Annotated in this window: 18 protein-coding genes; 8 read left to right on the top strand and 10 right to left on the bottom strand. The window is 61.2% G+C overall.

The genetic code is table 11. From position 1 onward, the window contains the following. The first annotated feature begins 8 nt into the window (after window positions 1-8). On the top strand, window positions 9-776 hold the full coding sequence (locus HZ993_RS23390) for an SDR family NAD(P)-dependent oxidoreductase (protein ID WP_209395085.1): 768 nt from the start codon (window positions 9-11) through the stop codon (window positions 774-776). Here the strand turns inward: HZ993_RS23390 and HZ993_RS23395 are convergent. Further along, window positions 773-1699, bottom strand: coding sequence for a DUF2145 domain-containing protein (locus tag HZ993_RS23395; RefSeq protein ID WP_245213746.1), 927 nt, complete (start codon window positions 1697-1699; stop codon window positions 773-775). The genes HZ993_RS23390 and HZ993_RS23395 overlap by 4 nt on opposite strands. Further along, a complete protein-coding gene (locus HZ993_RS23400) occupies window positions 1689-2177 on the bottom strand; it encodes a hypothetical protein (protein WP_209395087.1) in 489 nt (162 codons plus the stop codon). Before HZ993_RS23400 ends, HZ993_RS23395 begins: the two co-directional genes overlap by 11 nt. Window positions 2178-2364: 187 nt before the next feature. On the opposite strand from HZ993_RS23400, the gene HZ993_RS23405 reads away from it, so the two are divergent. Further along, complete coding sequence (locus tag HZ993_RS23405) at window positions 2365-2823, top strand: PA2169 family four-helix-bundle protein (protein WP_209395088.1); 459 nt, start codon at window positions 2365-2367, stop codon at window positions 2821-2823. An 81-nt stretch (window positions 2824-2904) separates the two neighbouring features. Here HZ993_RS23405 and HZ993_RS23410 read toward each other — a convergent pair whose 3' ends face one another. Then, complete coding sequence (locus HZ993_RS23410) at window positions 2905-4407, bottom strand: C13 family peptidase (RefSeq protein ID WP_209395089.1); 1503 nt, start codon at window positions 4405-4407, stop codon at window positions 2905-2907. A 185-nt stretch (window positions 4408-4592) separates the two neighbouring features. Here HZ993_RS23410 and HZ993_RS23415 point away from each other — a divergent pair, with 185 nt between their 5' ends. Then, a complete protein-coding gene (locus tag HZ993_RS23415; protein WP_209395090.1) occupies window positions 4593-4994 on the top strand; it encodes a DUF3597 domain-containing protein in 402 nt (133 codons plus the stop codon). Window positions 4995-5010: 16 nt separating this feature from the next. Here HZ993_RS23415 and HZ993_RS23420 read toward each other — a convergent pair whose 3' ends face one another. From HZ993_RS23420 to HZ993_RS23430, 3 genes are all read right to left on the bottom strand, one after another. Then, the gene (locus HZ993_RS23420) at window positions 5011-5394 is read right to left on the bottom strand and encodes a hypothetical protein (protein ID WP_209395091.1); all 384 of its coding nucleotides are present in this window, start codon (window positions 5392-5394) and stop codon (window positions 5011-5013) included. A gap of 302 nt (window positions 5395-5696) precedes the next feature. Beyond that, window positions 5697-7790: an FAD-dependent oxidoreductase gene (locus HZ993_RS23425; RefSeq protein WP_209395092.1), complete on the bottom strand. Its 2094-nt coding sequence runs from the start codon at window positions 7788-7790 to the stop codon at window positions 5697-5699. 22 nt (window positions 7791-7812) lie between these two features. Then, window positions 7813-8217 carry a DUF5071 domain-containing protein gene (locus HZ993_RS23430; protein ID WP_209395093.1) on the bottom strand — a complete coding sequence of 135 codons (405 nt, stop codon included), beginning with the start codon at window positions 8215-8217 and terminating at the stop codon, window positions 7813-7815. 240 nt (window positions 8218-8457) lie between these two features. Here HZ993_RS23430 and HZ993_RS23435 point away from each other — a divergent pair, with 240 nt between their 5' ends. The 5 genes from HZ993_RS23435 to HZ993_RS23455 all read left to right on the top strand — a co-directional run bounded on the left by HZ993_RS23435 (window position 8458) and on the right by HZ993_RS23455 (window position 16515). Continuing rightward, the gene (locus HZ993_RS23435; protein WP_209395094.1) at window positions 8458-9939 is read left to right on the top strand and encodes a hypothetical protein; all 1482 of its coding nucleotides are present in this window, start codon (window positions 8458-8460) and stop codon (window positions 9937-9939) included. A 115-nt stretch (window positions 9940-10054) separates the two neighbouring features. Continuing rightward, window positions 10055-10717 (top strand): DNA-3-methyladenine glycosylase I, encoded by a 663-nt coding sequence (locus tag HZ993_RS23440; RefSeq protein ID WP_209395095.1) that lies wholly within the window; start codon window positions 10055-10057, stop codon window positions 10715-10717. 33 nt (window positions 10718-10750) lie between these two features. Next, on the top strand, window positions 10751-14116 hold the full coding sequence (locus tag HZ993_RS23445) for a response regulator (RefSeq protein ID WP_209395096.1): 3366 nt from the start codon (window positions 10751-10753) through the stop codon (window positions 14114-14116). A 168-nt stretch (window positions 14117-14284) separates the two neighbouring features. Next, window positions 14285-14962 carry a GGDEF domain-containing protein gene (locus tag HZ993_RS23450; protein WP_209395097.1) on the top strand — a complete coding sequence of 226 codons (678 nt, stop codon included), beginning with the start codon at window positions 14285-14287 and terminating at the stop codon, window positions 14960-14962. Window positions 14963-15045: 83 nt separating this feature from the next. After that, window positions 15046-16515: a DUF3336 domain-containing protein gene (locus HZ993_RS23455; protein ID WP_209395098.1), complete on the top strand. Its 1470-nt coding sequence runs from the start codon at window positions 15046-15048 to the stop codon at window positions 16513-16515. Here HZ993_RS23455 and HZ993_RS23460 read toward each other — a convergent pair. The 4 genes from HZ993_RS23460 to HZ993_RS23475 form a co-directional block, all read right to left on the bottom strand. Beyond that, window positions 16502-17269 carry a hypothetical protein gene (locus tag HZ993_RS23460; RefSeq protein ID WP_209395099.1) on the bottom strand — a complete coding sequence of 256 codons (768 nt, stop codon included), beginning with the start codon at window positions 17267-17269 and terminating at the stop codon, window positions 16502-16504. The genes HZ993_RS23455 and HZ993_RS23460 overlap by 14 nt on opposite strands. Before the next feature lie 142 nt (window positions 17270-17411). After that, the gene (gene coaD, locus HZ993_RS23465) at window positions 17412-18548 is read right to left on the bottom strand and encodes a pantetheine-phosphate adenylyltransferase (RefSeq protein ID WP_209395100.1); all 1137 of its coding nucleotides are present in this window, start codon (window positions 18546-18548) and stop codon (window positions 17412-17414) included. Window position 18549: 1 nt separating this feature from the next. Further along, window positions 18550-19158: a dephospho-CoA kinase gene (coaE, locus tag HZ993_RS23470; protein ID WP_209395101.1), complete on the bottom strand. Its 609-nt coding sequence runs from the start codon at window positions 19156-19158 to the stop codon at window positions 18550-18552. 20 nt (window positions 19159-19178) lie between these two features. Continuing rightward, on the bottom strand, window positions 19179-19967 hold the full coding sequence (locus HZ993_RS23475) for an ABC transporter substrate-binding protein (protein ID WP_209395102.1): 789 nt from the start codon (window positions 19965-19967) through the stop codon (window positions 19179-19181). Window positions 19968-20051 lie beyond the last annotated feature (84 nt).

Here is a 20051-nt window from a genome sequence, read left to right on the forward strand (position 1 = left end):
GAGTGAATATGCATCAGGATTTTTCGGGTAAGAACGCATTGGTGATCGGTGGCTCCAGTGGAATAGGCCGCGCGGTGGCCCACCGCTTGGCGGACGCTGGCGCGCAGGTGCTGGTAGTGGGGCGCAGTGCGCAAAAGCTGGCACGCAGTGCCGCCGAGCGTGAGGCATCCATCCACACCCTGCAGGCCGACATCACCACACCCGATGGTATGCGTGCCTTGACCGATGCGGTGCAGACACGCAGCAAACCGTTTGACCTGCTGGTTAATGCGGCCGGCGTGTTTTCACCCAAGGCATTTCTGGACCACAGCGAGGCGGATTACGACAGCTACCTCGCCATCAGCAAAGCCTTGTTCTTTGCGACCCAGGCCGTGGCGCGGCGCATGGTGCCAAGCAAACGGGGTGCGATTGTGAACATTGGATCGATGTGGGCGCAGCAGGCCATTCTGGCCACACCGTCCTCGGCCTATTCCATGGCCAAGGCCGGTATCCATGCGCTGACCCAGCACCTGGCGCTGGAGCTGGGTGTGCACCACATCCGTGTGAATGCCGTGGCACCAGCGGTTGTGGACACACCGGTGTATGACAGTTTTGTACCCCGTGAACAGCACGATGCGGTTCTGGCCAGCTTCAACGCCTTCCACCCGCTGGGGCGTATTGGCCAGCCCGATGATGTGGCGACCGTGGTGGCCTTCTTGCTGTCGGACAAGTCCAGTTGGGTGACCGGCGCCGTGTGGAATGTGGACGGCGGTGTGATGGCAGGTCGTAATAGTTAAGGTAGGGCTGTAACGGTATCGTCTGCGCCCGGCTGGCAACCAGGCGTAATCGGCTCCCAGCCGCGGCGCACCACGATGTGCTGCGGCGTGTAACACAGCTCGATGCGGGTGGCCTGGGGAAGGCGTTGTTGAACGAAGGCCTCAATCGACGCCGGCATGCTGACCTGGTACTGCGCATCGATGATGTTCTGCTCCGGGTGGTCGTCGGTGTGTAGCCAGGGCAGCAAGCCGGCCAGCCAGGCCAGTGGCCCCCAGCCCAGGCTGAAGCTGCTGGGCTGGTAATGCTGGTCGCGCAGCCAGCCCTGTGCCTGGCCCCGTGCGTCGCCTTCAGGCGCCAACGCGCCCCAGGCATGGGCCATCAGCTCGGCCAGCCACTGGTTGCAGTTCTGGTAACGCTGGCCAAAGGCATAAGCGTTGGCGCTGTAGGTGGAGCCCAGCAGGCGCAGGGCCTGGTGGTCGTTGAGGGCGGTGTGCTCCAGCGCCTGCGCGGCGTCGGGGGGTAGCAGCACGATGGAGACATAACCTTCAGCCGGGTCCAGTGCACCCATCACAAAGCCCGTCATGCCCTGGTCAAAAATGCGCGGGCGTTTCTCGTCACAGGCGTAGTACAGCTGCCGCACCGACCAGGGGATGCTTGGGCTGGCCTTGAGGCTCACACCGGCATGTGAATAGCGGTGGCCTAAGCGCTGCAGTGCCAGGCCCGAGCGCGACACGATGGCCACGCTGTGGCCCGAGCGCTCCAGCTCGGCCTTGACCACAGCTGCCACCTGTATCAGGCGGTCTTGTGCGGCTGCATTGGGTTCAGTCTGGCCCTGGCAGTAGTTGAGCGAGCCCGACCACGCGGCCGTTGCACCCCAGGCACAGGCCAGCGCCAGCACCACACGGCGTGCGGTGTGCCCACCCCCGGGCAAGTTACACGCCAAGCGGGCGGCTCTCCAGCTCACCAAACCAGGCGTCGTCCAGCACCAGGAAGAAGGGTGTGGTGGCATTGCCAGCCACTGGGGTGGTGGCAAACGCGACACCATAGGGGCGGTGCTCGGCCGATACAACCTGTCCCACCGCCAATTGCCCACGTTCTGCGGCTTGGCGCGGCAACAGCAAGACGATTTCGCCGGATGGACGGGTGCCCGGGGTTGTGTCTACCGCCTGCAACCGCAGGCGCAGCATGTCGGGCTGCTGGGCCAATGCCACCATCTCCACCACGGTGTAGGGGCCTTGCGCCACTTTGTCCTTGGTGGACGAGCTGTTGCTGGATTTCTCGACCGAGGTGGATGAACTGCCAATGGATGTGGAGGCCGCGCTGGATGCCGACGATGTGCTGTCAGCCAGCACCGGAACGGCGGCCAGTGACAGGGCCAAGGCGCTGACCAGGGGGCGGGCGGTTTTCAGAAGGTGTTGCATGGACGGTGCGCTAAAGGGTGGGGACAAAAAAGTGGAGCGACAAGTTGGCAGAAAGCATAGCCGCAAATCGCGCACAGCCCGCAATGTGTGTTGTGGCACAGACCCCAAACCCGCAGAAACATACATTGGCCCTGTAGCGCATCACCCCGGTGCTTGTGCTGCTTCTTACAACTGAAAGGACTCTCTCATGAATGACACCACCTTATCCCCCAGCGACGTCATCGACACCCTGAACGGCCTGATCGAACTCAGCCGTGATGGTCAACATGGCTACGAGGAAGCTGCCCAAAAGATCGACTCACCCGATACCAAAACCTTCTGCCTGGAGCAAAGCCGCCAGCGCGCACACTTTGTGGGCGAGCTGCAAACCCTGGTCCATGTCTTGGGTGACGAGCCCGACAACACCGGCACCCTCACCGGTGCACTGCGCCGCGGTTGGATGGATCTGAAGTCGGCCCTGGGCGGCGGTGACCATGCCATCCTGGTGGTGGTCGAATCCAGTGAAGACCAGGCCGTGCGCGAGTACCAGAAGGCGCTGACCAAAACCCTGCCCGCCGATGTGCGCGAAATCGTCCAGCGCCAAAGCTACAGCGTCAAACAAGCCCACGACACCATCCACGTGATGCGTGACCGCCTGGCGATCTAGGCGCTGTACCGGGGGGTATATAAGCCAAATTGGCCTCTAGCCCCCGTAAAATATGCTTCTGTAGCTACTAAAACAGTAGCGTCATTTGCCAGAGGCCGGGTGGCGCTGCTGCAGCTCACGCTCCAGAGTGGCCAGCACCGGCCGAATGTCCTTGCCCACCGCGATTTGCGGGTTGGAGAAACCGTCGTCCTTCTTGCCCTCAATCTCGCGCTGCTGGATGATGGGCACCGCCGCGGCGAAGGCCTGTTCAAACGAATGGGTCTTGCGTAACTGCTCGTCGAACAATGCGCGGCCAAAGAAGGTGAGCTCGGACCGGCTGCCACAGCCATAGGAGGTGTGGGTGGCATCGGCTGCGGTCATCACCAGCGTGTTGTCGCTGGACAAGGGCTCTATCCAACCACCCGCATAACAGGCCGACACGGCCAGCACACGGTTGCGCACGCCCACTTCGTCCAGCATGCTGCGCAGCATTTGCGGTGTCAGTTCCGCCACTTCCAGTGGCCAGTGCTGCGTGGCGAGTTGGAAGTCGGCCCCGCCGTGGGAACTGAGGTAGACCACCAGCACATCGTTTTCGCGGTCCATGCGCGCGGCCAGGGCCTGCAGGCTGGCGCGCAGATTCTGGTTGGTGGCCCAGGGGATGCTGTCCGTCACCGAGGGGTGGTTGACCAGTTGCACAACATGGCCCTCTGCGCCAAAACGCGCTTGCAACACATCCGCCACCATGGCGCTTTCGCGTACAAACACGGTTTGCGCATAGGGCGCATAGACCAGGCCAAACACATTGGTGTGGCCCGCCTGCCGGGGCGTAATGGCGGCCAGGGTCTGTGCCAGCAGGGCTTGCTGGTCGGCAAAGACGTCCTGGCTGAGCGTGAGTGTGGTGGCGGCGTCCGCCGCATCAGCCGATTCCTGCTCGGCGTAGTTGGGCTGCCAGGGGCGGCTGTCAATGTAGGCGCTGCCAAAGGCCTCGATCAGCAGCACACCCACGATGGTGGCTGTCTGCGCCCAGCGTGATGGGATCAGCGCCTCGGTCACCCGCCACGCCACCAGCATGATCCACACCCACACTGCGCCATAGATCAGCCAGGCCAGCCAGGTGCCGTCCAGCCACCAGGCGGGCATCAGCTCGCGCGCGGCCAAGGCGCTGATCAGTACAGCGACCGCGCCCATAGGCAGGCCCGAGATGGTCCACAGTGCAAACCAGGTGGGCACCGGCGCAGGGTGGGCCTGGGGTGGGCGCAGACCGCTCAGGCAGGCCCACACCAGAAACAGCACAAAACCGACGGTGCTCAAGGGATACAGCCAACCCGCCAGATGGAAGCTGGCCGCACCGGGCACCTCCAGTCGGGACATGCCCACCTGCGCTGCACCCGCCAGGGTCACCAGCCAGAACAACTGCCACGGGCTGGGTGCTGCGCGGCCAATGTTGGCCGGCAGGCACAGGGCCGCACGCAGCCCGGCGGTTATCCAGTGGAGCAGGCCCAAGCGCTCGGGCGATGGGGGTGCAGGCTGCTCTTGTGCGGGTGGTTCGGCCGTGGGCGGTGAGGATGCGTCGTGTAGTGGCGATTCGTCGGAAGGGGCGTGCATGGTGCGGGGATCAGATGGAGGCAGGGTCGGGTGCTTTAAGGAAAATTGGCCTCTAGCCCCCGTCGGATATAGCAGTATAACTATCAAAAGCATAGCAAACCTGGGGCGGTTTCATGGGTGTCATCCATAACAGGTAGGATGGTTGCGGACACCCGTCTATCAACCCATCCAACCAGGGACTCACCATGAGCATTTTCAGCAGCATCCTCTCCAAACTCGGCTTCGGCGACAAAAATGCAGACGCCGTGGCAGCAGCCACCACGCCCACGCCCGCATCGCAAGCGGCGCCGGCTGCGCCCGTGGCGCCCGCCCCCGTTGCCATCAGCGAGGTGGATGTAGTGGCCAACCTGGCCAAACTGGCCGCAGCCCACGCCGAAAAACTGAACTGGAAAACTTCCATCGTGGACCTGCTCAAGTTGCTGGGTCTGGACAGCAGCCTGGCCGTGCGCAAAGAGCTGGCTATTGAACTGGGTTGCCCGGCAGACAAGATGGGTGATTCGGCCCAGATGAACATGTGGCTGCACAAGACCGTGCTGCAAAAGCTGGCGGCCAACGGCGGCAACATCCCCGCCGATTTGCTGAACTAATCTGGCAGGAGGGCCGCTACAGGCCCAGTGGCAAGGGCGCCATCACCCGCAGGGCAAACTGGTCCTTGAAGGTGATGGTCCAGAACACCGGATCGTGCGGTGTGTTGGGTGTAATGGAGGCAATGTTGTGCTCGTAGATGTGCACCACACTTTCACCCTCGGGCGGCGCACCGGCATGGTAGTGCCGGTAGGCACCAAACGATCCCGGCAACGCCTCCAGCACGTGCTGGAGGGATTCGACAACCCGAATGCCTTGCTCCGTCTGGCCGAATACCTGGATCAGCGTCTGCCCCACCTGGTGTTCGGTCGTCGCCTCGACAAACAGCACGGCCCCTGAGTTGATATGCACCGCCTCAGGCGTGGGTGGGTTGGTCGCGCGAAGGAGTTGGATGATGGGCATGGCGGTGGTTCGCAGGTATTGGGTTGGGTTGCATCATGTGAATAGGCAACCGCCCGGTCTGTGCGCTGGCAAACACTCTATCCATCCCCACCGCGCATCAGCGCTTTCTGGCCGAGATGGTTCCGTTCTCGATTTTCACCACCAGGTTATGGCGCATGGGTTGTCCTGGTAAGCTACCTTACCATCTTGCTCACACTTGTAGACCGTGGCAAAGGCGCAGTGCTGTGTGAGTGCTAACAGCAGCAGAAGCCAGAAACGGTGCATGGAAAACCTTTGTGTGTATGTGAAGGCGCGGTGTGCTGTCAGAGCGCCACCACCTCCCGTTTAAATGCCGCAGCATCCAGCGGTTGCGCTGCAGCGTCTAACTCCCGCGCCGCCCTGTGCCCCGCATACACCGCAGCCGCCACCGTGCCCGGTGCGTGCGCATCGCCCACACACTGTACCGTCTTGACCCCAGCCCCTTGCCACTGCGATTGCCGCGCCTGCAGCGCAGTAAACAGGTCGTCCACCGGGTCGCGCATGGTGACCAGCAGCACGCTGGCACAGTGCAGCGGCGTGCGGGCATCGGTGTAGGTGTTGGCCAACTCCACATCCAGGCCACCATCCACCGCGGCGGATACGCTGGCGATAGACGTGGTTGTCTGAATCTTCACCCCCATTTTCAGCAAGCCCGACTGGATACGCTGCTGCTCCATCGTCATATCCGTGAACTCGGACACCTTGACCGATGGTGTAACCAGAAACACCGCCAGCCCTTGTTTGCGCAAACGCTCGGCCAGCGCACCGGCCATGTAGTAGTGGTCGTCGTCATAGACCAGCACGGGGGAGGGCAGTGTTGCACCGGCAAATACATCGTCGGGGCTGAATACTTTGGGCGCTACGTCCGCGTGTGCGACGCCCTTGATGGCCGTACGGTGCTGGCGACCCAATCCGTCCTTGCGCCAGCGCGCGCCGGTGGCGATGAAGACGCGGTTGAAGCCAAACTCCAACACTTCATCTGCGCTGAGATGGCTGTCCAGGTAGAGGTTGACGTTGGTCATCTTCTGGATCTGCAGCATGCGGTGGTCGGCCACACGCATCCAGGTGGCCAGGCCGGGCAGGGCTGCATCGTGGATGAGCCTGCCACCCACGCGGGTGCCGGCATCTGCCAGAGCGACCTCATAACCCCGTTGGCCCAAGGCGCGGGTCAGCTCCAGGCCGGTGGGGCCGGCGCCTACGACCAGCACGGTGTCCTTGGACTGCGCGGGTGTGATGCGCTCCGGGTGCCAGCCTTTGCGCCACTCTTCACCCATGGTGGGGTTCTGTGTGCAGCGAATCGGCACGCTGAGGTTGTCGCCGGTTACACAGATATTGCAGCCTATACATTCGCGGATATCGTCGAAACGGCCTTCCTCAATCTTGCGCGGCAGAAAGGGGTCTGCAATCGAAGGGCGGGCCGCACCAATCAAATCCATTACGCCACGTTTGATGGCCGAGACCATGGCGTCGGGTGATGTGTAACGGCCCACACCCACCACCGGCTTGGTGGTCAGCGACTTCACATGGGCGATGTACTGCTCTTGGTATCCCTCTTGCGAAAAGCGTGCGGTCTGGCTGTCGTTGGACCAGTCGGCGATGTTGACGTCCCACAAATCCGGTAGCTCGGCGAGCATGGCAATGGCATCGCGGCCTTCGTTCTCGGATGTGATGCCCAGCGGCCCCAGCAGTTGGTCCACGGCCAGACGAACGGCCACGGCGCAGCGGTCGCCTACGGCGTCCTTCGTGTCTTCTATCAGCTCGCGCAAAAAGCGCACACGGTTCTCCAGGCTGCCGCCGTACTCATCTGTGCGGCGGTTGGTGCGGCGCGAGAGGAAATGCATGGGCAGGCCCAGGTCATGCCCGGCGTACACATACACGATGTCAAAACCTGCATCACGCGCGCGCAGTGCGGCGGCGCGGTGCCAGCGGCGCACGTTCGCAATGTCGGCCTTGTCCATGCTGCGCGCCTGGATGGGGTCGGTCGCCTTGACTGGCGTGTGGGATGGCGCCATCGGTATCTCGCGGCTGTAGCGGTTGGGGGTGGCGTAGCCATTGAAGAAGAGCTCGGCCCCGGCCAACGCGCCATGGGCATGGCAGGCATCCGTCATCAGGCGTTGTGCGGGGATGTCGCTGTCATCCCACAGGCGGCCTTCAAAATGTGGCGCGATTTCGGAGAAGGGGCTGATCTCGATTTCTTCGGTGCACACCACGCCCCAGCCGCCCTCGGCCTTGACACCACGCATGGCCGCCAGCGACTGCGGTTTGCCGTGGCCCATGCCGTTGCAGTGGGGCACCTGGTAGAAGCGGTTCTTGGTGGTGACGGGGCCGATCTGGACCGGCTCAAAGAGGATGTTGTATCGAGGGTCGCGCTGGGTCATGGCGGGGCAAAAAAGCTACCGATTATGGCGTGCCGTTTTTGCAGTATTTTTGGAACAGTTCGTCCGCCGTGGTGTGCAGGCCTTCGGCCCGCTCTGCGTCGGTGGGGGTGTCGATCAGGCGCAGCAGGTCTACGGATATGCCGTGGGCCAGATCGCCCGATTCGCGGACGATGTGGTCCAGCACCACACGTTTCCATTGCTCGTCTTGCGACTGCAGCACGTAGCGCACATGGGGCACGAGCGGTGCGCCGATGCGGGCCAGAAATGGGATGAAGACTTTGGCCACCGGCCAGCTGGCGTCTTCCACCCACTCCAGAATTTCACCCAGCACGGGCGCGACCGCAGGGTGGCCCAGAGCGACCAGTTTTTTGGCCTTGTCGGTCTCGTCTTTGGCCTCGGGTACGAGGTCGGGCAGGCTACGTGCCATAACTTGTGTCTCCTGCTGCAAATCTTGCAATGGGGAATGAAGCACAGATTGGAGGTTAGCCGAATTACCGCCAGTTGTGGGGGCCAAGCGCAGATTGGTTTGCGGGAGCCCCAGTTTTCTGCAATCCAGACCGCTCGTTTTGCCGTTCGTCATCCGGTTGCGGGCGCGGCGGTGCAATCCTTTTACAGTGGCGCCCGTTCGTGTCGGCGTGTTGGCCGCCAGGATTAAAAAGGAAAAATGATGAGATTCAAACAACAGATATTTGGCGCTACCCTGGCGGCATTCATGTCCAGCCAGGCGGCTTGGGCCGCATGGGACCAAAAGCCCAACCACTACCACGTGACCATCACCAACGATGGCAAACGCGCCCACATCAAGGCCGATTTGTATGTGGAGGGCAATGAGCTGGCCCTGTTTGGCGTGAGCACCTTGCCCACGCTGAAAAACGGCCAGGGCGATTTCCTGGAGAACATCGTGGTGCAAGACATGGCCGGAAAGCCTGTTGCACTCACGGACAAGGGCGAGGCCGAATACGTGGTGGCGGAGGGCGACCGCCGCCTGGCACTGACCTACGAGGTGCGCCTGGAACACGCCAAGTACCACTGGCCCGGCGGTGTGGAAGAGGTGCTGTACCACACCGATGAGGGCATCATGGCCGTGGGCCACAGCCTGTTCCTGGTGCCCGGTGTGGCCATGCCGGGCAAGACCGAGGTGTCGTTCACACTGCCCCAAGGCTGGAAGGCGAATACGCCCTGGCTGGCGGGCAGCAAGCCCGGTAGCTTTGTGGCCGCGACCCGGCGCGAGCTGGTCAACAACGCCATGTTTTTGGGTACGGCGCACAGCGAGCGTTTTATGGCCGGTGGTGTGGAGCTGACGTTGGTGATGGGCAAGCGTTACTGGCCACAAAAGGCCCTGTTCATGGACCTGATGCGCCGCCAGTTGGCCGCGTACCAAACCCTGTTTGGTGGGCCACCACGCACCAGCCGTTACCTGGTGGTTATCAACGACGGTGACATCAGCGACGGCGGCGCCTTTGCCGGCAGCTTCAGCCAGATCATCAAGGGTGAGGCGGACGCCAGCTCCCGCGTGATCTGGGGTCGCATTGTGGCGCATGAGCTCCTGCATTTCTGGAATGGCCACACGCTGGTGCCGGCCGAGCCGGGCGACGAGTGGTTCAAGGAAGGTGTGACTGACTACCTGACTTTGATGACCCTGGTGCGCAACCAGGTGATGGACCGCAAATTCCTGCTCAACAACCTGGAGAACCTGCCGCGCGGCCAGGGTGTGGCGCGCAACCTCATGGGCCTCAAAAGCACGGTACGTGAAGCCGTGAACGACAAACACGGCAATTGGCTGCTGGTGTACGGTGGGGGCACCATTGCCGCATTGGCGATGGATGTGGAATTGCGCAAAGCGACCCAAGGCAAGGTCGGCATGCCCCAGTTGATGCAGTCGGTGTATGCAGAGTTTGGCCAACCCGGTAAACGTTACACCCAGGCCGACATCGTGCGCCACGGGCGCAAGCTGGCGGGCATAGACCTGCAGCCCACGCTGGAGCGCATTGTCAACAGCACCACATTGCTGGACCTGGAGCCGTTGATGGCCGACATCGGTCTGCGTCTGCACCAGTTCGGCATGCTGGAGACCCATCTGCTGCCCGACCCCAAGGCTACGCCCGCAGCGCGTAAGCGGTTTGCAGACATCTTTGGGATGCCTTTGTAACTGTGGTGAAGATGCGGCGCGCTTCCTCTATACTGTAAATAACAACAGTATTTGATTTATTGAGCACCAACGGTATGGTCTGCGTTGGCTGTTCATTGCTTTTTGGAAGTGCTCCATGCTCGACGACACCACTGCGCCAACAGGACTCTTTACCGACGACAGCCAGGTCACGCGCTGCGTGTGGTGCCGTGCCACGCCCCATTACCAGCATTACCACGACTTTGAATGGGGCGTGCCCGTACACAACGACGAACGCCTGTTCGAGAAAATTTGCCTGGAGGGCTTTCAGGCGGGCCTGAGCTGGTTGACCATTCTGAACAAACGCGAGGCCTTTCGCAAAGCCTTTGCCGATTTCGACATGGACAAGGTCGCCCAGTTTGATGACAACGACATCAAGCGCCTGGTGCTGGACGCCGGCATTGTGCGCCACCGCGGCAAGATTGCGTCCACCATCAACAATGCCCAGCGTGCCCAGGAGCTGCGCAAGGAATTTGGCTCGCTGGCGGCTTACTTCTGGCAGTTCGAGCCGCAGGCAACGACCCGGCCCAGCCAGATCACACGCCAGACGCTGACCGGCGTGACTACATCACCCGAGTCCATTGCCTTGTCCAAAGATTTGCGCAAGCGCGGCTGGAGCTTTGTGGGGCCTACCACCATGTACGCCTTCATGCAGGCCATGGGGCTGGTGAATGACCACCTGGAGGGGTGTGGTGCGCGGAGCAGGGCGTTTGCAGCTCGCACGGCTTTCACCGTGCCGCGGGTTGTTGCCTCGGGTTAGCAGGGGCAACCACTTACAGATTGATGCCGGGCCATGCAAAAAAAAGAGACATCGTTGGAACAAAAATTCTTCTCCTGGCTGGTTACCGGGGTGGGGATAGGCTTGGTCATTGTGACGGCGCTGGTTGTCTACGCGCTATCCATGGGAAGAAGCCAATACATTGACGGCGCCAAAGAGTCTTCCAAAACCATTGCCGATTTGCTGCAGTCCAACCTGCACGCCAGTGTGCGTGACATCGATTTGGCCTTGCGCCAGGCCGAGGTGGAGTTCAGGCGCCAACATGCAGCGCAGCGGTTCGACACCGAAACCTTCAGCGCCTATGTGCGGGGACTGAAGGAGCGTATTCCCGATGCTGCGTCCATACGTGGTGCCAACGCCGACGGGCTGGTGGTCTACGGTGAGGGAGTAGACCTGGCCCGCCCCGTGCAACTGACTGCCAACGCCACCGGCAAGGAAATGTTTGAGCACGCGCAGGCCGACCGCAACCTGGTGTTTGGACTGCCGGTCAAGTCACGCATATCGGGGCAGTGGGTCTTGCCGGTTGCGCGCGCCCTGAGTTTTGCCGACGGGCGGTTTGGTGGGCTGGTGTACGCCAACATCAATGTCTCGCAAATTGCCAACCTGTTTTCCGCGATCAGCCAGGGCACCCATGGTGAGATCACGCTGTTTGATGCCATGCGCCGTGTTTTGCACCAATCGCCCCCACCCGTCCAGGGCGCGGTGGACGGCTTGTTTGAACTGGACCCCGCCATGGAACGGGTGTTGCACAGTGGCCAGAGTGTTCCGGCCTACCTTGGCCGTGTGGGCACGGGCGACCGGCAACACATCATCAAGGTGAATGCCGTCGCGCCTTATCCGGTGTACTTGGCCGTGCGTGTGGGGGTGGATGCCGTCTTGGCGCAGTGGAAACACCGTGCGCAATTTTCTGTGTTGTCCCTGCTGGTGCTGTATGTGTTGACAGCCGTGATGCTGCTGGCCGTCAAACGCTCCATGCACCGCCAGCAGTTGGCACAAGACCAGGTTGTGCGCCAGACCCAGTTGTTGGACGAGGTGATCAACCAGCTGCCGTTTGGTGTGGTGGCCTACGACGATGAACGCACGCTGCGCCTGTACAACCGCAAGTTTGGCGAGTTGATGCGATACCCGCCAGAGCTGCTCCAGCGCGAGTCGTTGAACTTCGCCCATGTGGTGCGCTACGGCTATGCGCGTGGTGATTACGGCGATGCCGAGAGTGTGGATGTGGTGCTGAACCGCTTTGTTGGATTGATGGACTCGCACCAGCCCGTTTTTCTGGAGCGCCATTTGCCCGATGGTCGATGCATCGAACTGCGGGGCATGCCGATATTTAATGGCTGGACGTTATTGACGTATACCGATGTTTCTGCGCACAAGGAGTCGGAGCATTCCTTGCAGCTGGCCCGCGATGCCGCAGATGCCGCCAACCAGTTCAAGAGCAATTTTCTGGCCACCATGAGCCACGAGATACGTACACCCATGAACGGTGTGTTGGGCATGCTCAAGTTGTTGCAGCATACCGAGCTGTCCAGGCGCCAGTTGGACTACACCCAGAAGGCAGAAGGTGCGACGCGTGCGCTGCTGGGCATCATCAATGACATTCTGGATTTTTCCAAGGTCGAAGCAGGCAAGCTGGAGTTGCACAACGAGCCGGTGGTGGTGGGGGAGTTGATGCGCGACCTGTCGGTGGTGTTGTCTGCCAATGTGAGTAACAAAGATGTCGAAGTGCTGTTTGCGCTGGCACCCGATGTGCCCGGGGTCCTGGTATGTGATGCGCTGCGGCTGCGTCAGGTCTTGTTGAATCTGCTGGGCAACGCAATCAAATTCACATCACACGGTGAGGTGGTGCTGGGCATTGCCGTTGTGGATCGCAATGCTGACCGCGTAATGCTGGAGTTTTCGGTGCGGGATACGGGCATCGGCATACCGGCCGACAAGGTAGACCATATTTTTGAGGCCTTTCAGCAGGCTGAAACGTCCACCACCCGGCGCTTTGGGGGCACCGGTCTGGGGCTGGCCATCAGCCGGCAGCTGGTGGCCTTGATGGGGGGCAATTTGGAGCTGACCAGTGCCTTGGGGCAGGGCAGCCGGTTCTCCTTCACGGCCCCGTTTGCATGCGCAGCGCAGAAGGCACCGCCGCAGGTTCCGGCAGGCCGCGGGCTGCGTGTGCTGATCGTGGATGACAACGCACTGGCGCGCGATGTCCTGCTGGGCATGACCACGTCCATGGGCTGGTTGGTCGACACGCTGGACAGTGGGGAGGCGGCGATACAGCGATTGGCTGGCGACGCTGCGCCGGGTTACGACCTGGTGTTGATGGATTGGCGCATGCCGGGTTTGGATGGCTGGGAGGCCACGCGCCAGATACGCCAGCTCAAGCGCAATGGCCAGCCGCCAGTGGTCATCATGGTCACCGCCATGGGGCGGGAACAGTTGGCGGAGCGCGCTAAACAAGAGACCGATTTGTTGGACGGTTACCTGGTCAAGCCCATTACCGCGTCCATGCTTTTTGACGCCGTAGCGGACGCCATAGACGAAAAAAACGGTGGGCACCGCCTGCACCTGCCCCATTCCGCGGGGCAACGTTTGCAGGGCATTCGCTTGCTGGTGGTTGAGGACAACCCGCTGAACCAGCAGATTGCCCAGGAGCTATTGGAGAGCCATGGTGCGCAGGTCGAAGTGGCGGTCTGTGGGCTGGACGGTGTTGCAAAGGGCCTTGCAGCCCTGCCACCCTTTGACGCCATCTTGATGGACATGCAAATGCCTGATATCGACGGCCTGGAGGCCACGCGTCGCCTGCGCAGCCATGCGGTCATGCAGACGGTGCCCATCATTGCCATGACGGCCAATGCCATGCCGGCAGACAAGCAAGCGTGTATGGATGCCGGCATGGTGGACCACATTGCCAAGCCCTTTGATCTGGAAGAATTGCTAACGACCATTCTGCGGCACGTGCACCCGTCTGCCATCCCCCGCGTGGCGACACCGGTAGCGGCGCCTGCTGCTGCCTGGGTTGACATGCAAACGGCCCTCAGCCGGTTGGGCGGCAGCCGCGCGTTTTATGACAAGGTGGTGGCGTCCTTCCGCAATGAGGCAGTGCAGTATGTGGATGACTTGCAGCGCTTTTTGACCGAGGGTGATTACCACCACGCCATGCACCGCGCACACACCCTCAAGGGCTTGGCAGGCACCGTCGGGGCGATGCCCCTGTCGCAGCGGGCGGCGCAGATGGAGTCTGTCCTCAACCCTTGGCAAGACGCCGGCACACAGGGCCAGCCCTCGGCGGCCGAGTTGGTGTCCCTGGCAGACCTGCTGCAATCCCTGAAAGAAAACATGGCGCAGACGCTGGCCGCGCTGGACCAGTTGCAGCCAGCGTCGTCCTGAGCGTGTTGCGATAGATTTGCTTACGAATTTTCCGGTGCCGCGGGGCCAGGCTTGCGCATACTGGGCCCATCGGAAGCAGATGCTGGTGCTTGTGGCCAGCGCGTTCAAGTGAAAAATTCCATAAAAAATCAGTATTGGCTCGCTGTCACGGCATTGGGAGGGAGTGGGGTGGGTTGGTACTTCGATTGGCTGTCTGACATCGGCTTCATCAGCCTGCTGGTTGCCAGCCTGGTCTTGGCCCTGGCTGCAATACAGTTTTTGCTGTTGAAGCTACACCAGTTCGGTGGTGCACACAACGGCTTGCAGCGTGAGGTTGCGCGGCTCAAGTCCCAGGTGAAACTGCTGATGACACAGGCCCACTATGACAATCTGACGGGCCTGGGCAACCGCAATTTACTCAATGACCGTTTCCAGTTTGTCGTGGAGCGCTGCATGCGCAGCAAGGCGACGTTTGCGCTGATGATGATTGACCTGAACCGCTTCAAATCCATCAATGACACCTATGGCCACAGCGCGGGAGATGCCGTGTTGATCGCCAGTGCCAACCGCCTGATGGCCTCGGTGCGTGCCTGCGACACGGTGGTGCGTTTGGGCGGCGACGAGTTTCTTTTGCTGATTGAAGGCTTTGGAAATGGTAACGACGTGTTCAGGCTGGGCCAAAAGTTGATCGACAGCCTGTCAGACGACATCGTGCTGCCGTCGGGCGAACTGGTGTCGGTGGGGGCCAGTGTGGGTATTGCGCGGTTCCCGCAGGACGGTGTGGATATGGCTGCTTTGATGGATTACGCCGACCAATCCATGTACGAATGCAAGACTTCGGGCCGTATGCCGCTGGAGTTTGCGTAGAAAGTTGTGCTGGTGACCGCTGGGGGACAGCCTGTGGACCGCTATATGCGACAGAATCACGGGAAGCAACCCGAAGGTGATTGATGCGTGCACGATTGACGGCTGAACAGCAACGGGCCCTGGCCCAAGCCACCGACTACAACACTTGGCGCACCCACGCGGTCGACCTGGACGCCCAGGCTGGCATGGACGTGTGGAAGAGTGACCCGCACTCCCCGTTTTACCAGCACAGGCTGATCCAGCAGCGCCTGATCAACCTGCGCAACTGGCGCAAGGCGGGTGACTGGGCGCAGGTGATTTTTAGCCTGCGCGAAGGCCTGCACCGCAACCTGGGCAATCTGGCCAGCCCCGAGTTGTACAAATACACCCGGGTGGGCACCAAGTTCCTGATTGATGACTACATCAACGAAGTGACGTCCTTGTTGAACCACGTGTGTGACCACGACATTCCCGGACTGCCGTACGCCGAGAAGCTGATGTTTTTCCGGCACACGGGGCAGAGTTTTGGCCGGTCTGCGCTGATGCTCAGTGGCGGCGCCAATATGGGCATGTTCCATCTGGGCGTGATCAAGGCCCTGCGCGAACGCAAGCTGCTGCCGCGGGTGATATCGGGCTCCAGCGCGGGCGCAGTGGTCGCAGCTTTTTTGGGCACCCGCAAAGACAATGAGCTGGACAGTTTGTTCACAGGCGAGGGCATGGATCTGAAATCCTGGCAGCGCCTGGGGCTGCGCGAAGTGCTGAAGCAACGCTCCATCATGGACATCCAGGCGCTAGAGCGTTTTTTGCGAACGAACCTGGGCGAGTACACGTTTGAAGAGGCGTTCAAGCGGACCAAACGCATCATCAATATCACGGTGTCACCGGTGGACAAGAACCAGCATGCGCGTCTGCTGAACTACCTGACCACGCCCCACCTGCTGGTGTGGAGCGCGGTGATGGCCTCCTGCTCGGTACCGGGTTTGTTCCCACCGGTGAAGCTGATGACCAAGGACCGGCTGGGTAACGAGAAGCCGTACATGGCCTCCATACGCTGGGTGGACGGTGCCATCCAGAGCGATTTGCCTGCCAAACGCCTGGGCGAGTTGTACAACGTCAACCACCACATCGTCAGCCAGACCAACCCGCACGTATTGCCCTTTATTGCGGACCAGACGCGCAAGGAGGGCTGGCAATCCTTCCTGACCGATCTGGTCAAAGCGGAGGTCAAGTTCCGCAGCAAACAGGTCATGCAGTTGGCGTCCTACGGCTTTGAGCCCGGCATTATCAAGAACCTGCTGGAAGGCGCGGTGGCCATCGTGGACCAGCAATACTATGGCGACGTCACCATCCACCCGCCCATGCGTTTCAAGGACTACCGCCGCATCCTGAGCAACCTGTCGCAGGCCGATTTTCAGGAATGGGTGCTGGCCGGTGAACGGGCCACCTGGCCCAAGATTGCCATGATCCGCGACCAGACCATCATCGGCCAGACGTTGGAGGACTGCATCATCCGCCTCAAGAAAAAGCGCCAGGTCCAAAAATCAGAGGCTAAACCGGCGCTCAAGCCGTCTTGAAGAAGCGCACCAGCTCGCGCACGTGACCCACTACGGCCGCGTCGCCCAACACCTGGGCCACGGTGTTCTTGGCCTCGCGCTCCACACGCACCACCTCCAGGCGCACATGTTCGGCCAGCGTGGTGTGCTGGTCGGCAGCCTCGGTTGCGCGGGTATCGATGGCCTGCAGGCGTTGCTCGGTCTGGTAGGCGGTGGTTGCACACTGCTGGCTGAGTGATGCCAGTTGTTGCTCCACCTGTTGCAGGCGGCGGCGCAGTTCAATGGCGTCTTCGCGGGGCACCTCCACCTCGCGGGCAAACCGGCTCAGGCGGTCCCGCACATGGGCATAGGCCCGCAGGCCGGGGCGCAAGAGGGTGAGCACCATGGACGCTGCCGCACCCAGCCAACCGATGAGTCCCACACCGCTGTAGGCCACGAAGCACAGCACCGCGGCGGTAAACACATGCAACGCCAGCGCGATCCACAGTGCAATACGGGCCCAGCGCTGGGCGTAGGACACGGCATCCGGGTCAATCTGGATGCCACGCTGGCGCGAGGTCTGTGCGTCAAACAAAACCTGCTTGGCCTGGAACACCATGTTCCACGGCACGGTGACTACAAAGTAAAGCCACACCAGCGTGATGACACCAATGACGGCGTCCAGGCTGGGGCTGATGGGCAATTGCAGCCAGCTGGCCAGCATCCACAAACCCGCCCCCAACACGCCCAGCCACACCAACTGCAACAGACCCGACACACCCAGAAAGACTTTCATACCGTACTCCTTGCCAGAACCGGTGGCACTGTTGCCGCCGTGGTCGGGAGTATTTAATTTATGATGCTTTTAATCATGGATATACAGCAAAGTTGCAAAATGTGATACCCAAGGTATTGACCTGCCAGGGTGTTGTGGCACTTCACAGCCCCGCAATTTCCCTCTCCAGGTTGCAGATGGCCATAGCCCCGTAGAGTGATTGGAAGTACGGGTTGGGGTACAGCGCGCCCGCTTTTGCCTCGGCCAGAAAGTGTTGCAGCACGGCCTTGCGGCCTGCGCGGTAGGCCGCCTCGTCCACCCAGGCATATTCACTGCGGACAGCCTGGGTGTAGGTTGTGTAGATAGCCTCTGACTGGCCCAGAATGGCCAGGTCTGCACCCAGCAGAACCTGCTTGTGCGGGTGGTCCAGTGTCTGCTGCTGCGCGTGGTCCGTCATGCGGATCAGGTCTGCGACTTCACCCGGGTTTGCCGACGGCAGGCCCGCTGCCAGCCACAGCTGCGCACTGGCCTCTTCGTTGCTGATGCCTTTTTTGGGCACGTCGTACACCGCATCGTGGAACCAGAACGCGGCTTTGAGCGCGGTTGTAGCGGGCGCGCCGGTATCGGTGTTGGCGGCCCACACCGTCAGCTCGGTCAATCCGTGTACCAGGTGGTCCAGGTTGTGGTAGCTCCGGTGGGGTGCGCCATACGCCTTGTCACCGGTCAGGTGGGCAAACCAATGGTCGGCGTTTGCCAGGGCCGCGCCGTCCAGCGCAGCGTAGTTCCACAACTGCTCCCACTCCTTGCGCAACCAGCCCACAATCCAGGCCTCGTAAGCGGGGCCGGGCACAAATTTTTTCATGCTCCAGTGCCAGCCCACAGGGCCTTGCAATCCCCGCACGAAGGAGGAGCTGACCGAGCCCAGGTCGCGTGGTGGCATCACGAACAGGGTCTTGGCGCCTTCGACCACATCCACATTGGCCTGCTGCAGCAGGTTTTCATAGTCGAAGTCCGTTGTATTGCGGATCCCGCGGATCAGGTAGTCAATACCCTGTCGCTTGGCTGCACGTGCCGTGTAGTCGCCGCGCACGATCTCCACGCGCACATTGGACCAACCCCGCTGGGCCAGGCTCTGCGCAACAATGGTTTGGCGCTGGGCTGCGGGGAACAGGGGTTTCTTGAACGGATTTTCAGAGATGAACACCACCACCTCGTCGGCCAGTGCACGTGCCTCGCCAATCACCCAGAGGTGTCCATTGGTGATGGGGTCCAGTGTTCCAGAAAAGGCTATGCGTTTCACATCAGTTCCAAAGTTGTAGGTAGTGGTGGTGCAAGGCCGCGACCTGCGCTTGCAACTGTTCCTGCGATCCGCCATTGTGAATGGCATCGGCCCCGGCCCAAGCACCATCACCAGTAGGCAGTGTGGTCTGCATGGCTAGGATATTGGCAATGTGTTGTTCGGACCAATTCGGGTTTCTGCTGCGCAGCCGCGCCAAACGCAGGGTCATCGGTGCATCCACAACAACGACGCGGTCCACCACAATCGTTTCCTGCACAAGCAGTGCCGATTCCCAGACGACATAGGGTGCGCTGTGTGTTGCGGTCCAGTTGTGCATGGCCGCCAGCACATGCGGCTTCAGTATGGCAATCAGGGTGTGGTTGGCTTCTGCGTCGCGCGCAAACAAACCCTGCAGGCTGCCACGTTGCAATGCGCCTTCAGGTGTCATCCACTCCGCAAAGGTTTTGGCCAGCGTTTTTGTCGCAGGGTGCGCGGGGTCCTGGTGGATGTCTCTTGCAACAGCATCGGCATCCAGGCAGGGCACGCCCAGCCTTTCGAACGCCTGGCGGGTTGCCGACTTGCCTGCGGCTATGCCCCCTGTGAGCCCAACAATCTTGGGTCTTTTATCCATTGCGGCCACAGGAAGACGCACTAAAAAATCGCCAGGCTATTCCCGGCCAGTGCCTGGTACTTTTTGTCCAGCGCCGCACCGTGCGACTTTTTGGTCTCTTCAATCTGCTTCCACAGCTTCTGGGCCGTGTCCCCAGAGCTGGCATAAAAGCCGTTGGAGAACACCAGAAAGTAGTCCTTGCGGATGATGGGTGGGGTCAGCTTCTCAATGTCTTTGAAGGCGGCCTGCTCGCGCAACTGGTCCACAAACAGACTCTGGCCGGCATACACCTCGATGCGGTTGCTGACCAGCTTGCCCAGGTTGTTCACATCACCTGGGGCTGCTTCCGCCGCAATGCCCATGTCGGCCAGGTCCTTGATGATGGAGTAGCCCGCATTGGCACCGACCCGTGTGGGCTTGCGGTTGAAGCCCTTGCCATCCCAGGTGAGGGTGGAGCCCTGTTTGACATAAAAGTCGTACGACAGGGTCCACAGTGCCAAGCCGGCATCGGGCACGCCGTTTTTCAGGGGGTAGACCATGGTGGCCGCACACTCTTTGCTGTAGGACAGGGCCAGCGTGGCATCAATGTCATTGGTTTCCAGCTCACGCAGGATGCGCTTGAGCGGTTTGCGCTGCCAGACCATCTTGCAGCCCAGCTTCGCGGCGGCCAGGTCGACCAGCTCGATGGCGGGGCCGGGGTTGTCGGGCGTTTTGCCCGCGTCGCCAAAGTAGTAGGGCGGGGCCGCAATCTCGTTGTAGGCCAGTTTGATGACGCAGGCGTTGGCGCCGGAGGTAGCCAGGGCCAGCAAAACGAATAGAGAACGGGTCATCGCGGGGGGTGCTCCATGCCACCGGAGTCTACTACCCGTATGCGCAGGGTTGCAGCTATCTAAAATCGATGCTCCCGTCCTTAT

This window comes from Rhodoferax sp. AJA081-3, from assembly GCF_017798165.1.
Classification (GTDB): domain Bacteria; phylum Pseudomonadota; class Gammaproteobacteria; order Burkholderiales; family Burkholderiaceae_C; genus Allorhodoferax.